Below are 15385 nucleotides of genomic sequence, written 5' to 3' on the forward strand. Positions count from 1 at the left end.
CAAATATTTTCATATTACTATATGAGAAGGGGGGCGATCCCCCTTCTTAATTTTTGAGTGGAAAGCTGGTATGGTTATATGAATGATAGTTCCGAGAACATGGCGGCAGGAGCGAATCTAAGAAAAATAGAGGACAGAATAAAGGCAGGGAAGAACTGCCACATTATGGAGTGCGGAGATGATGGCTATATTCTGTTGTGTGGAATATATGGAGAGATAGAAGGACATGAAAAACTGCCCGTGGGTGTGAAGAGTACGAGCTATGAGGATCTTCTTCCAGCGGTTGCACAGGCGGAGAACTGCCGTGAGATAAAAGGCGTGTTGGTGCTTATAAATACAGTTGGCGGTGATGTTGAGTCGGGACTTGCGATTTCGGAAATGTTTGCAAGTCTGTCAAAGCCGGTTGTGACACTGGTGCTTGGCGGGGGGCATTCCATAGGAGTCCCTCTGGCAACTTCCGGAGATGCCTCATTTATAGTCCCAACCGCGACTATGGTGGTTCATCCTATACGGACGAGCACTGCTGTGCTTGGCGTGAAGCAGAATTTTGAATATATTGAGAAAATGCAGGATCGTATAATAGATTTTACGGTTGTACATTCAGATATTTCCCATGATGATTTCAAGAAATACATGTTCAATACTGCTGAACTTACAAAGGATGTTGGATCAGTACTGGTAGGAAATGAAGCTGTCCGCGCGGGAATAATAACTGCATCAGGAGGAATGGCTGACGCTTTAAAAAAACTCTATGACTTGATTAATTGCATAAATGATAGTAAAATTCCATAGGATATTGTTTAGAATAATGGAAGAAGAGGTAAGAGATGGCTTCTGGTAATAAAAAGTCAGGAACAAAAACTTCATCAAATAAAAAGATATCTGGAAATTTAAATTCCAGGAGCAGGACAAAACAGACAAGAGCAAATGTTAAAAAGACGGGTACCCCCCGCATGACAAAGAAGCAGCTTGCGGCAGAACAGGCAAGACAGAGGCGTATGAGAAATGAGATAATCCTTATAGTGATATTTGCGTTCTCAATCTTCCTTTTGATAGCAAACTTCCGCATCTGTGGAATAGTCGGAGACGTTGTTTCAGGATTCTTCTTTGGAATCCTTGGATTCAGTGAATATTTCTTCCCGATATACCTGTTTGTATCGGCTGCATTCCTGATATCGAATGATTTCAACAGGAAACTGGTCAAGAAAGTTGTGTGCTTTGGAGTTGTTCTGCTGCTTGTATCAATGATATTTCAGGTGTTTTATTCAACAGATTACATATCGATCAAAAACTGCTATCTGGACGGATATCAGCATCATGCCGGCGGCGGAGTTATAGGAGGAGGGATATTCTTTGCCATAAGAAAGCTTCTTGGTGTTCCCGGTGCCTGCATAGTGATGCTTATTCTTGCAGTTGTCATGTTTATTCTGATAACAGAGATATCGGTTATAGACAACATAAAATTGCTGTGGGAAAGAATCAGATCAGATAAGGACTACGATGATGAGCATGCTGGTGATTATGGATACGATACTGACGATGGCTGGAATGGTGAGGATAATAATCGTGTAAAAAATCCTATGATGGAGAATGATGACAGGGTTCTAGTATCTTCGGGCAGACGGGCAAAGCCTTCCATGGCAAATCTCAATGTATATGGTCCAAAGGAATCAAATGGCACAGATCATCAGAAGAAGAATAGATCATCAGGTAATAAGCAAAAGGATTCTGATAAGCCAAAGGATTTCTTCTATAGGGAAGAAGTCCATGAACTTCAGTCGGATAATCTGATTGACGACCATACCGCGGTTCCATATGATGAGTTCAGTAATGGTGTTGAAAAGATCGTAATGTCTGATGAGGATGATGAGTTTATCAATCCTGTACAGGTGGATACAACTGATACTGAACCTGTGGATACCGCGCTTGACGGATTCGGAAACAGGCAGATTAAGAGGCAGACGGAGAGTGCCGCAGCCAGCATGGCTATGCCTGATAAGACAGATATGGCGGATGACATTGTGAACAGTGATGCTGAAGATGTGCTTGCAGGTGCGATCAATGGCAATATGCATCCAGAGAGCGTGTCGGATTACAATCCTCTTATGGATTCCGCTTTTGCAGATGAGACGGTTATACAGAAAAAGCCTGTAAGGAAGACTAAGCAGAGCGATAAGGAGTCGAAGACATATCAGGAGGGGCGCAGGTACAGATTCCCAACGGCGAGCCTGCTAAACGAGCCTCCTAAGAATAATAATTCAAATAGGGATGCGCACGTCAGGGAGACGGCAATAAAGCTTAAAAATACACTTGAGACATTTGGTGTAAATGTGACAATAACCAACTACAGCTGTGGTCCTGCGGTTACAAGGTTTGAGATGCAGCCGGAGCAGGGAGTGAAGGTTAGCAAGATACTGAATCTTGCCGATGACATCAAGCTAAACCTTGCTGCAGCAGACATTCGTATTGAGGCTCCGATACCTGGAAAGGCAGCTATAGGAATAGAGGTTCCAAACAAAGAGAATTCCATTGTAGCATTCAGGGAACTTATAGAATCGGACAACTTTAAAAATCTCAAATCAAAAGTTGCATTTGCAGTAGGAAAGGACATAAGCGGACAGGTAATAGCCACGGATATTGCCAAGATGCCACATCTTCTCATTGCCGGAGCGACAGGGTCAGGTAAGTCGGTATGTATCAATACTCTAATAATGAGTATTCTGTACAAGGCAACACCGGAGGAGGTCAAGCTTATAATGATCGATCCGAAGATGGTAGAACTCGCATGTTACAACGGCATACCACATCTTCTTATTCCGGTAGTAACCGATCCGAAGAAGGCAGCCGGAGCACTCAACTGGGCTGTGATGGAGATGACAAGGAGATATCAGCTTTTTGCAGAACACAGTGTCCGTAATATACAGGGCTACAATGACAAGGTCGAGAGTGCGGTTATCGCCGGCGCTGACGGCGAGAAGCTTCCAAAGATGCCGCAGATCGTTGTTATAGTGGACGAGCTTGCAGATCTTATGATGGTTGCCCATGGCGAGGTAGAGGATGCGATAGTAAGACTTTCACAGCTTGCCAGAGCTGCCGGGATACATCTTGTCATAGCGACACAGAGACCTTCTGTAGATGTAATAACAGGACTTATAAAGGCAAATGTGCCATCCAGAATAGCATTTGCGGTATCATCAGGAGTGGATTCCAGAACCATACTTGACATGGTTGGAGCGGAGAAGCTTCTTGGAAAGGGTGATATGCTGTTTTATCCGACCGGTTATCCGAAGCCTGTCAGGGTTCAGGGTGCATTTGTTTCTGATGATGAGGTTACAGCAGTCGTTGACTTTCTTAAGAAGAACAACGGAGTCGGTACATACGATGATGATATTGCCAAGTCGATATCAGGAAATGGCGGATCAGGAGCCACTGCAATAGGCGGGGCTTCTGCAAACGATAAGGATGAATACTTCGTGGAAGCAGGAAGATTCATTATAGAGAAGGAAAAGGCTTCAATAGGTATGCTTCAGAGAACGTTCAAGATAGGCTTTAACAGAGCAGCCAGGATCATGGATCAGCTGATGGCCGCGGGAGTAGTTGGCCCTGAGGAGGGGACAAAGGCCAGAAAGATTCTGATGAGCCAGGAACAGTTCGATGAATACATAGACACTAATTTATAGAAAAGCGGAGGATAAGAGCTATGATGACAGACATTGAAATTGCACAGAATGCCGAGATGAAGCACATAAAGGAGGTTGCTGCGAAGCTTGGTATATCAGAGGACGACCTCGACATGTATGGAAAGTATAAGGCAAAGCTTTCAGATGAGCTTATAAAGAAAGTCGAGGGCAACGAGAATGGAAAGCTCATCCTCGTCACAGCCATCAATCCAACACCTGCAGGTGAGGGAAAGACGACTATCACCGTAGGACTTGGTGAGGCTATGGGACAGCTTGGAAAGAAGGCGGTCATAGCACTTCGTGAGCCTTCACTTGGACCGTGTTTTGGCATCAAGGGCGGTGCAGCCGGTGGTGGATATGCACAGGTAGTACCTATGGAGGATCTGAATCTCCACTTTACAGGAGATTTTCATGCCATAACATCTGCAAACAATCTCCTTGCGGCCATGATGGATAACCATATCCAGCAGGGAAATGCGCTAAGGATAGATGTGAATAGGATAGTGTTTAAGAGATGTATGGATATGAATGACAGAGTGCTCAGACACACTGTTGTAGGACTTGGAAAGCGTGTGGACGGAGTACCTAGAGAGGATGGATTTGTCATAACAGTTGCTTCAGAGATCATGGCCATCCTATGCCTTGCAAGTGATATGAAGGATCTTCAGGAGAGACTGGGAAGAATAATCGTTGCATACAACATGGATAATGAGCCTGTTACAGCGGCTGATCTCAAGGCTGTGGGAGCTATGGCTGCACTCCTCAAGGATGCTATCAAGCCAAATCTTATTCAGACACTTGAGCATACACCAGCGATCGTACATGGTGGTCCTTTTGCAAATATAGCGCACGGATGCAACAGTGTAATGGCGACAAAGACAGCTTTAAAGCTTGCTGACTATGTCATTACAGAAGCTGGCTTTGGCGCAGATCTCGGAGCTGAGAAGTTCTTTGATATCAAGTGCCGTATGAACGGATTAGAGCCTGATGCGGTTGTCCTCGTAGCGACAGTAAGAGCACTCAAGTACAACGGCGGTGTGGCAAAGGCTGATCTTGGTGAGGAGAATCTCGACGCACTTAAGGCAGGTATAGTAAACCTTGAGAAACATATAGAGAACCTTCAGAAGTACGGCGTACCTGTAGTTGTTACACTTAATAGATTTGTCACAGACAGCCAGGCAGAACTCGATTTTGTGAAGAAGTTCTGTGAAGACAGAAACTGTGATTTCGCACTTGCTAACGTATGGGAGCAGGGCGGCAAGGGCGGTATAGACCTTGCAAATGCAGTGCTTAACACACTGGAGAACAAGAAGAGCAACTTCAAGGTGCTCTACGATGACAGCCTTTCAATAAAGGATAAGATAAATTGTATCGCTACAGAGATATATGGCGCAGACGGCGTTACATACAGTGCAGAGGCCAGCAAGGCTATCGCCAAGATAGAGGAGATGGGCTTCGGCAATTTCCCTGTATGTATGGCAAAGAACCAGTATTCTCTGTCAGATGATCCAAAGAAGCTTGGAAGACCTACAGGATTCGATATAAATATCCGCGAGGTATATGTAAGTGCAGGAGCAGGATTTGTGGTTGCCATAACAGGAACTATCATGACTATGCCAGGTCTTCCAAAGTCTCCTGCAGCAGAGAGAATATATGTGGATGATGATGGCAAGATCGTCGGACTGTTCTAATATTGTGGACAGTATTGATCTGCATAGATTATAAGCAGATATTTATAGCGTATTGATGCTTAATGTTACAGGAGGTCAGATATATGTATAAACTTATAGATGGTAAGGTTATATCAAAGCAGATAAAGGATGAGCTGAAGGAGAAGGTGGCAGCAATTAAAGCCGAGGGCACTGAGATATGTCTTGCGGTTATACAGGTTGGCAATGATCCAGCTTCGTCAGTATATGTGGGCAATAAGAAGAAAGCTTGTGAGTATATAGGAATAGGCTCACTGTCATATGAGCTTCCGGAGAATACAACAGAGGAGGAGCTTCTTACACTTATCGAGAAGCTCAACGCCGATGACAAGGTGAACGGAATACTTGTACAGCTTCCTCTTCCAAAGCATATAGATGAGGATAAGGTTATAAAGACCATCTCGCCAAAGAAAGATGTGGATGGATTTCACCCTATGAGTGTTGGTGCACTCAGTATAGGACAGCCGGGATTCGTGTCATGTACACCGGCCGGTGTTATCCAGCTCATCAAGAGATCAGGAATAGAGATAGAGGGCAAGGAGTGCGTTGTCCTTGGAAGAAGCAACATAGTCGGAAAGCCTATGAGCATGCTTCTGCTCCGCGAGAACGGTACAGTGACCGTATGCCATTCTAGAACAAAGGATCTCAAGGAAGTATGTAAGCGCGCTGATATACTTGTAGTGGCTATAGGAAAGCCAAAGATGATAGATGCTTCATACATAAAGGATGGAGCAACTGTCATAGATGTTGGAATCCACAGAGATGAGAACAATAAGCTCTGCGGAGATGTCGATTTTGATTCAGCAAAGGAAGTTGCCGGAGCCATAACTCCTGTGCCGGGCGGCGTTGGACCTATGACTATAGCGATGCTCATGGCGAACTGTGTCGAGTCGATCAATATAAATTAAAACAAACGATTATAAATTATTGGAGAGCACATGAAAGTATTACTCATATCACTTGGCTGTGATAAGAATCTGGTTGACAGTGAGGTTATGCTGGGACTTCTGAATAAGGCCGGTCATGAACTTACAAATGATGAGACTGAAGCAGAGGCTGTGGTCATAAATACCTGCGCATTTATCAGTGATGCGAAGGAGGAAAGTATCAATACCATCATAGAGATGGGACGTCTTAAGAAGACCGGTAGACTTAAAAAACTCATTGTGGCTGGGTGTCTGTCACAGAGATATAAGGACGAGATAATGAAAGAGCTTCCAGAGATCGATGTCATAATCGGTGCGACAAATTATGACAAGATAGTGGAGGCGATAGGAACTGATGAGGATGCCATAGTAGATGATATAAATTATACACCAAAGCCTGTATCTGAGAGAATAGTCACAACAAATGCGTCTATGGCATATTTTAAGATAGCAGAAGGTTGTAATAAACTGTGCACTTATTGTATAATACCTCACATAAGAGGCCGATACAGAAGTATTCCTATGGATAGACTTCTGGCATCTGCTGAGAAACTTGCAGCGGACGGAATAAAGGAGCTGGTTCTTGTTGCACAGGAGACGACTCTTTACGGAGTTGATCTGTATGGGGGCAAGAAGCTTCCGGAACTTCTCACAAAACTCAGTGATATAGAGGGTATAGAGTGGATTAGGCTTTTGTACTGTTATCCGGAGGAGATTACAGATGAACTTATATCTGTGATGGCGGAGAATCCAAAGATATGTCATTATATAGACATACCTATACAACATTCTGAAAATGAGATACTCAGAAGGATGGGCAGAAAGACAAGCAGAGAAGACATAGTATCACTTGTATCAAAGCTCAGGACAGCCATGCCGGATATAGCCATCAGGACCACTCTTATATCAGGCTTCCCTGGGGAGACTCAGGAACTTCACGATGGCCTTGTGGATTTTGTTGACGAGTGCGAGTTTGACAGACTCGGTGTGTTCACGTACTCACCGGAGGAGGGAACACCTGCAGCCGGTTATGAGGATCAGGTGGATGGAGAGCTTGCGGCAAAGTGGCGCGACGAGATCATGGAGCTTCAGCAGGAGATCTCATATGAGAAGAATCAGGAACTGATCGGTTCCATTCAGAGAGTACTCATAGAGGGATATCTTGTGGAAGACGATGTCTATGTTGGAAGAACATACAGAGATGCTCCGGGAGTTGACGGTATAGTTTTTGTCAGTGCACCATATGAATTGATGTCCGGTTCATTTGTGGATGTGAAGATAACCGAGGCAAATGAATATGATTTGACGGGAGTGATAGTAGAATGAATTTACCAAACAAATTGACAATACTGAGAGCAGTGATGATTCCTTTCTTTTTGGTATTTCTGTATATACCGGGAGGATGGTCAAAATGGGTTGCGCTTGCAATATTCATAGCTGCTTCACTTACAGATATGCTTGATGGAAAGATTGCGAGAAAGTACAATCTTGTTACTAATTTTGGAAAATTCATGGATCCGCTTGCGGACAAGCTTTTGGTCTGCTCTGCGCTGATTGCACTTTCAGATCTTGACCGTATACCGGCATGGATAGTTATAGTGATAATCGCCAGGGATTTTATAATAAGTGGATTCAGACTCATTGCAGCGGAAAAAGGGGTTGTCATAGCTGCTGGATGGTGGGGCAAGATCAAGACTACAGTACAGATGATCATGGTTGGGTTCCTTATCGCCAATCTGAAGGTATTCTACATTTTTGATCAGGTGCTCATATACCTTGCGCTTGCACTTACCATCATATCTCTGATAGACTACCTTTACCACAACAGGGATGTGTTAAAGGATTAATATGTTAAAAATCAGGATGTTAAGGCGTCAGGATCAATAAATAAATAATAATTTATAATTCAACGGGGAATTTGGGGTATACTCTATCATGAGTGGAGTTACACGGGTTCCCCATTTTGTGTTCTGCCTGGTGAGCAGAGCAGATAAAAATCCTAAAACAGCAAAAACACCGGGTGTCTTTTGTCGGTTTTTTCGATTTTACTTGAAATATGGCGGCAAAGGCTTTACAATTATACTCGGCGAAAATTGGACTATATTATATTTTGGTAGTCCTAAAATAAATTAAACGGAGGGCTAAAAATGAGCAACACACCAAGCTTGTCAGCAAGTGACAGAATATCAATGTTACTTGATGACTCAAGTTTTGTTGAAATCGGCGCATATGTAACTGCTAGAAATACAGATTTCAACATTCAGGACAAGGATACTCCAAAAGACGGTGTTATAACCGGATACGGAGTCATCGATGGCAATTTAGTTTATGTTTACAGCCAGGACGCAAAGGTGCTCGGCGGTTCTATCGGCGAGATGCATGCAAAGAAGATAGCAAACCTTTACGATATGGCTATGAAGATGGGGGCACCAGTGATCGGGCTGATCGACTGTGCAGGACTCAGACTTCAGGAGGCAACAGACGCTCTCAATGCATTTGGTGAGGTTTATCTCAAGCAGACACTTGCATCAGGTGTGATTCCACAGATCACAGCAGTATTTGGTACTTGCGGTGGTGGTGCAGCGATCATTCCTAATCTTACAGATTTCACATTCATGACTAAGGAAGGTTCAAAGCTTTTTGTGAACAGTCCTAACACATTGGATGAGAACCGTACAGAGAAGCTTGACACAGCAGCTGCTGAGTATGTTGCAGAGAATACATCAAACGTTGATGCAGTATACGATACAGAGTCAGAGGTTCTCGGTGCTGTGAGAACTCTTGTGGGACTTCTCCCAGCCAACAACGAAGATGATGGTGATGGAGCAGTTTGTGAGGATGATGTGAACAGGATAATCCCTGATCTCGAGTCTAAGGCAGGAGATGTTGATGCAGTTATAGCAGACATCACAGATGACGAGTTCGTATTTGAACTCAAGAAGAATTTTGCAGACGATGTAGTCACAGCATTTATAAGATTAAACGGTGAGACTGTCGGCGTAGTTGGAAACAAGAAGGATGTAATGACAACTGCAGGAGCATACAAGGCAGAGGATTTTGTCAAGTTTTGTGATGCATTTAATATTCCAGTGCTCACACTTGTCAATATCAAGGGCTTTGAGGCAACTATAAAGGAAGAGAAGACAATATCAAAGGCTGTTGCAAAGCTCACATATGCTTATGCAAACGCAACAGTTCCAAAAGTAACAGTTATGCTTGATAAGGCATACGGCACAGCTTACACAACAATGTGTTCGAAGGCTATCGGTGCTGATATGGTATATGCATGGCCAAAGTCAGTCATTGGAACAATGGATCCAGAGATGGCTGTCAAGATCATGTATGAGGACGAGATAGCAACAGCTGGTGATAAGGCCGCATTTATAAAGGATAAGAAGGCTGAGTATACTGAGGCTCTGTCAGGAGCACTTTCAGCAGCTAAGAGAGGCTATGTTGATGATATCATCGAGCCGGACGCTACAAGAAAGAGAGTTATCGCAGCATTTGACATGCTTTTTTCAAAGAGTGAGGATAAGCCATACAAGAAGCATGGAACAATATAAAGGAGTGACAACTTAATGGGAAAAATAATAAAGAAAAGATTATTATTGATAGTTTCTATGTTAGCTGTTACATTTGCACTTGCTGGTTGTACATCTTCAGACAAAAAGGTCGAATTTAAGTATGATAAGAAAACTCTTGTTCAGACTGTAAAGGATCAGGCACAGCAGTATATGAGTATGGCAAGCGTTGACGAGATATACAATTATGCTGTTGATGAAGATGCAAGTTTAGGCTCTGATGAGAGTGTGGTCGATGCTATAAAGGTATTTGCCACACTGAACGAAGATTATGGTGATTTTGTAAAATTCACATCAGACTATAATGTTGAAGAAGTTGACGACAAGGTAGCAGTTAGTGTATATGCACAGTGTACAGAGAAGGAAGCTATTGTTAAGGCAACATTTGTAGATAACTCAGTTGTATACAATTTTCAGAAGTATAACATAATGAATCAGAATCAGTGTTCTGAGGAGCAGGCTGATGAGTTACTGACATCAAATGGTGTATATCCATACAAGATCTCAGAATTTGAAGTTGCAGCTAATCAGACTATGGCTGATAAGATGAAGGATGCCGGAGCAAATACACTCATCGGTATGGGTATAGTATTCATAGCACTTATCTTCATCTCATTCATAATTTCACTTCTCAAGTATGTACCAGCTCTCTTGGATAAGGAGACAAGGGAAAAGAAGAAGGCTGAGAAGGCAAAGAAGCTTGCCGAGGCAAATGCAGATGCATCAGAAGCAGATGACAATGCCAAGGCGGATAATGCTCCTGCACCTGCCGGAATAGTAGATATAGTTAACACAGCGACAGGAGAGAGTGTCATGAACGATAGCGAACTTGTTGCAGTTATATCAGCAGCAGTTATGGCAGCACAGGGCGGAAAGACCAGAGTTCGTGTAAACTATCCAAGTAATGATAAACTGGTTGTAAGACCTAGGAAAAGGAATAAGAGATAATATAGGAGGATAATTGTTATGAAGAATTATAGAATTACAGTTAATGGAACATCATATGATGTTACAGTTGAAGAATTATCAGGCGGCGCAGCACCAGCAGCAGCTCCTGTAGCAGCGCCAGTTGCAGCTCCTGCACCAGCAGCAGCTCCTGCACCATCAAAGGCAGCACCAGCAGGTGGAGCCGGAAGTATCAAGGTTTCATCACCTATGCCAGGTAAGATCCTTGCAGTTAAGGCTAATGTCGGCGATTCAGTAAAGAAGGGTCAGGTCATCCTTATCCTTGAGGCTATGAAGATGGAAAATGAAGTTGTTGCTCCAGAAGATGGTACGATCGCAAGCATTGATGTTACAGTAGGCGCTAGTGTTGAGTCAGGTGACACACTTGCAACACTCAACTAATTGCTTGATTAGATGAACTGTACAATGAATCATGAAATGATTCTAATAAATCTTATAGGAGGAAACAACTAAATGGGCAGCACAATAGTTGACGTTTTGACAAATTTAGCTAATCAGACCGGTTTTGCAAGTCTTGACTGGAAGAACTACGTTATGATCCTTATAGCGTTTGCTTTCATGTATCTTGCGATCGGAAAGGGCTTTGAGCCACTTCTTCTTGTCCCTATCTCATTTGGTATGTTTCTTGTAAACATGTTCCCAGATATTATGGCAGAGGGCGGCTTGTTACATTATTTTTACCTGCTTGACGAGTGGAGTATCTTACCTTCACTTATATTCATGGGTGTCGGTGCCATGACAGACTTCGGTCCGCTTATCGCGAATCCAAAGAGTTTCCTGCTCGGCGCAGCAGCTCAGTTCGGTATCTATACAGCTTACTTCCTTGCATTCCTTATGGGATTCAATGGTAAAGAGGCTGCAGCTATATCAATCATCGGTGGTGCTGATGGTCCTACATCTATCTACCTGGCTGGTAAGCTCGGCATGGGTGGAACACTTCTCGGACCTATAGCAGTTGCGGCATATTCATATATGTCACTTGTACCTGTTATACAGCCACCTATCATGAAGGCTCTCACAACAAAGAAGGAGAGACTTGTAAGAATGCCACAGCTCAGACCTGTAACCAAGATCGAGAAGATACTCTTCCCTATCATTGTTACACTTGTGGTAGTTCTTATCCTTCCAACAACAGCTCCACTTGTAGGTATGCTGATGCTTGGTAACCTCTTTAGAGAGTGCGGCGTTGTTAAGCAGCTCACAGAGACAGCTTCAAACGCTCTTATGTATATCGTAGTTATCTTACTTGGTACTTCAGTAGGTGCATCTACAAGTGCAGAGGCATTCCTCAAGCTTAGTACACTTAAGATAGTATTCCTTGGTCTTGTCGCATTCGCGGTTGGTACAGCAGCCGGAGTTCTCTTCGGTAAGCTTATGTGTTGGGCGACAAAGGGCAAGGTCAATCCGCTTATCGGTTCTGCTGGTGTATCAGCCGTTCCAATGGCAGCCAGAGTATCACAGAAGGTTGGATCACAGTATGATCCTACGAACTTCCTTCTGATGAATGCTATGGGACCAAACGTTGCAGGTGTTATCGGTACAGCCGTAGCAGCTGGTACTTTCCTTGCAATATTTGGAATTTAATTAAGAATTTAGACAATGAATTCAGAAGCTATGACGATGATTTATACTATGAACAGATATTGAATCAGAAAAAAGTTAATTGAGAAAGTCATGGCATAATTTTATAGGAGGACGATAAAATGGCAGATAAGAAACCGATAAAGATTACGGAAACTGTACTGCGTGATGCGCATCAGTCACTTATAGCTACTCGTATGACAACCGAGCAGATGCTTCCTATCATCGACAAGATGGATAAGGTTGGTTATCATTCAGTAGAGTGCTGGGGCGGTGCAACATTTGATGCATCACTCAGATTCCTTAAGGAGGATCCATGGGAGAGACTCAGAAAGCTCAGAGATGGATTCAAGAATACAAAGCTGCAGATGCTCTTCAGAGGACAGAATATCCTCGGATACCGTCATTATGCAGATGATGTTGTAGAGTATTTCGTACAGAAGTCAATCGCAAATGGTATTGATATCATCAGAATATTTGACTGTCTGAACGATCTTAGAAACCTTCAGACATCAGTTAAGGCTTGTAACAAAGAGGGTGGACATGCCCAGGTAGCTCTTTCATATACACTCGGTGATGCATATACTCTGGATTACTGGAAGGATATGGCAAAGAGAATCGAGGATATGGGAGCAGATTCAATCTGTATCAAGGATATGGCCGGACTTCTTGTTCCAAATAAGGCTACAGAGCTTGTACAGGCACTCAAGGATGGTTCAAGCCTTCCAATTCAGCTTCATACACATTACACATCAGGTGTAGCTTCAATGACATACCTCAAGGCTGTAGAGGCTGGATGTGATGTCATTGATACAGCAATCTCACCTCTTGCACTTGGTACATCTCAGCCTGCAACAGAGGTTATGGCCAAGACATTTGAGGGAACAGAGTTTGATCCGGGTCTTGATCAGAAGCTCCTTGCTGAGATCGCAGACTACTTCAGACCACTTAGAGAAGAGTGGATCGCAAGCGGTCTCTTAAATCCAAAGGTTCTCGGTGTTAACGTTAAGACACTTCTCTACCAGGTGCCTGGTGGAATGCTTTCAAACCTCGTATCACAGCTCAAGGAGATGGGTGCTGAGGATAAGTTCGAGGCAGTTCTTGAGGAAGTTCCTAGAGTTCGTAAGGACTATGGTGAGCCACCTCTTGTTACACCTTCAAGCCAGATCGTTGGTACACAGGCGGTTCTCAACGTTGTAACAGGCGAGAGATACAAGATGTGTACAAAGGAGTCAAAGGCACTTGTACGTGGCGAGTATGGCCAGTCAGTAAAGCCGGTTGATCCAGAGGTTAAGAAGAAGGTTATCGGCGATGAGAAGCAGATTACATGCCGTCCAGCTGATCTTCTTGAGAATGAGCTTGACAAGATCGAGAAGGAGATGATCCAGTACAAGCAGCAGGATGAGGATGTGCTCACATATGCACTGTTCCCACAGGTTGCTACTGATTTCTTCAAGTACAGAGAGGCTCAGCAGAAGAAAGTCGATGTGACACTTGTAGACAAGGAGAGCACAGCTTATCCAGTCTAATAAATAAAATATGATCAGATATCTGAAGGTTACCTCTGATATCGATATAGAGAGGCAGAGCTCCTCAATCGGAGTCTCTGTCTCTTTGTATATATGCATACAAATATTTGGAGATATTATGGCGAAGAAAATAGTTGTTATCGGAGCAGGTGCTGCCGGGATGATGGCAGCGATCACAGCTGGTAAAACGGCTGATGTGTTATTGATAGAGAAAAACGACAGAGTTGGCAAAAAGCTTTTTATCACAGGAAAGGGAAGGTGTAACGTCACAAATGCAGGTGATGCAGATGTGTTTTTTAACTCGGTCGTGACAAACAGTAAGTTCATGTACAGCTCATTTTATTCATTTGACAATAATATGGTGATGGATTTCCTTGAAAAAGCTTCGTGTCCGCTCAAGGTCGAACGCGGCGGCAGAGTGTTCCCGGTCAGTGATCACTCATCGGATGTAATAGGTGCATTCAAGACGCTGATAAATAGGAACCATAACATAAAATTGTTGACAGATTCAAAGGTTTTACAGATCAAATGTGAAGATGGGCAAGTTACAGGAGTTGTTATACAGGAAAAAGAAAACAAGAAGAACAGAGAGATCGATTGTGACGCGGTGATAGTGGCTACAGGCGGAATGTCGTATCCACTTACGGGATCCACGGGTGATGGCTACAAGTGGGCAGAGAAGTGTGGACACACGATAAAGGAACTTTCACCATCTCTTGTTCCGTTTGAGATAGAGGAAAAATGCTGCAGGGATATGATGGGATTGTCACTCAAGAATGTTGATCTGCATATAAAATGCGGCAAGAAAAAAATATTTGATGAGCAGGGGGAGATGCTGTTTACCCACTTTGGAATAAGTGGTCCGCTTGTGATAAAGGCATCGGCATATATTCACAGATATATAGGTAAAGAGATAGAGTTGTATATAGATCTTAAGCCAGCTATGGATGAACAGATGCTTGATGCAAGAATACAAAAAGATTTTGCGAAGTATGCGAATAAAGACTTCAGAAATTCACTGACAGATCTCCTTCCAGTAAAACTCATACAGCCAGTCATAGAAAGGACAGGGATAGATCCATTTAAAAAGGTTAATTCTGTTACAAAAGAGGAAAGACTGGCATTGGTTCATGCCCTGAAACATTTTGCACTAACGTTTACAGGACTCAGAGATTACAACGAGGCTATAATTACAAAGGGCGGAGTCAATGTCAAGGAAGTGGATCCATCCACGATGGAATCTAAAATAGTTAAAAATCTATATTTCGCCGGTGAGCTATTGGATCTGGATGCTCTGACAGGAGGTTTTAATCTACAGATTGCGTGGTCTACGGGATATCTGGCTGGACTTTCTGCTGCGGAGAGTATAGAATAGTCAGGAAATGTAAAATACAAAAATACATATCAATGAAT

The 15385-nt window shown here is 43.3% G+C and carries 12 protein-coding genes; all 12 read left to right on the forward strand.

Annotated elements, in window-relative coordinates; genetic code table 11:
• Positions 1-78: 78 nt before the first annotated feature.
• Positions 79-792, forward strand: coding sequence for a ClpP family protease (locus NQ536_RS06105; protein ID WP_004851131.1), 714 nt, complete (start codon positions 79-81; stop codon positions 790-792).
• A 35-nt stretch (positions 793-827) separates the two neighbouring features.
• The gene (locus tag NQ536_RS06110) at positions 828-3680 is read left to right on the forward strand and encodes an FtsK/SpoIIIE family DNA translocase (RefSeq protein ID WP_004851129.1); all 2853 of its coding nucleotides are present in this window, start codon (positions 828-830) and stop codon (positions 3678-3680) included.
• A 20-nt stretch (positions 3681-3700) separates the two neighbouring features.
• Complete coding sequence (locus NQ536_RS06115; RefSeq protein WP_004851128.1) at positions 3701-5371, forward strand: formate--tetrahydrofolate ligase; 1671 nt, start codon at positions 3701-3703, stop codon at positions 5369-5371.
• Between the two features lie 83 nt (positions 5372-5454).
• The gene (folD, locus tag NQ536_RS06120) at positions 5455-6297 is read left to right on the forward strand and encodes a bifunctional methylenetetrahydrofolate dehydrogenase/methenyltetrahydrofolate cyclohydrolase FolD (protein ID WP_022059044.1); all 843 of its coding nucleotides are present in this window, start codon (positions 5455-5457) and stop codon (positions 6295-6297) included.
• 30 nt (positions 6298-6327) lie between these two features.
• Positions 6328-7641: a 30S ribosomal protein S12 methylthiotransferase RimO gene (gene rimO / locus NQ536_RS06125; RefSeq protein WP_004851119.1), complete on the forward strand. Its 1314-nt coding sequence runs from the start codon at positions 6328-6330 to the stop codon at positions 7639-7641.
• Positions 7638-8162 (forward strand): CDP-diacylglycerol--glycerol-3-phosphate 3-phosphatidyltransferase, encoded by a 525-nt coding sequence (gene pgsA / locus NQ536_RS06130; RefSeq protein ID WP_004851117.1) that lies wholly within the window; start codon positions 7638-7640, stop codon positions 8160-8162. The genes rimO and pgsA overlap by 4 nt, the downstream gene beginning before the upstream one ends.
• A 300-nt stretch (positions 8163-8462) precedes the next feature.
• Entirely contained in the window at positions 8463-9878 is a 1416-nt protein-coding gene (locus NQ536_RS06135; RefSeq protein ID WP_044997993.1) for an acyl-CoA carboxylase subunit beta, read from the forward strand.
• A gap of 15 nt (positions 9879-9893) precedes the next feature.
• Positions 9894-10844 carry an OadG family protein gene (locus NQ536_RS06140; protein WP_004851113.1) on the forward strand — a complete coding sequence of 317 codons (951 nt, stop codon included), beginning with the start codon at positions 9894-9896 and terminating at the stop codon, positions 10842-10844.
• A gap of 18 nt (positions 10845-10862) precedes the next feature.
• Entirely contained in the window at positions 10863-11243 is a 381-nt protein-coding gene (locus NQ536_RS06145) for a biotin/lipoyl-containing protein (RefSeq protein WP_004851111.1), read from the forward strand.
• A gap of 72 nt (positions 11244-11315) precedes the next feature.
• Positions 11316-12446, forward strand: a complete 1131-nt coding sequence (locus tag NQ536_RS06150; RefSeq protein WP_004851109.1) for a sodium ion-translocating decarboxylase subunit beta — start codon at positions 11316-11318, stop codon at positions 12444-12446.
• Between the two features lie 119 nt (positions 12447-12565).
• Positions 12566-13972 carry an oxaloacetate decarboxylase subunit alpha gene (locus NQ536_RS06155; RefSeq protein WP_004851108.1) on the forward strand — a complete coding sequence of 469 codons (1407 nt, stop codon included), beginning with the start codon at positions 12566-12568 and terminating at the stop codon, positions 13970-13972.
• Between the two features lie 118 nt (positions 13973-14090).
• Positions 14091-15347 carry a BaiN/RdsA family NAD(P)/FAD-dependent oxidoreductase gene (locus tag NQ536_RS06160; RefSeq protein ID WP_044998032.1) on the forward strand — a complete coding sequence of 419 codons (1257 nt, stop codon included), beginning with the start codon at positions 14091-14093 and terminating at the stop codon, positions 15345-15347.
• The last annotated feature ends 38 nt before the right edge of the window (positions 15348-15385 follow it).

This window comes from Coprococcus eutactus (genome assembly GCF_025149915.1).
GTDB classification, from domain to species: domain Bacteria; phylum Bacillota; class Clostridia; order Lachnospirales; family Lachnospiraceae; genus Coprococcus; species Coprococcus eutactus.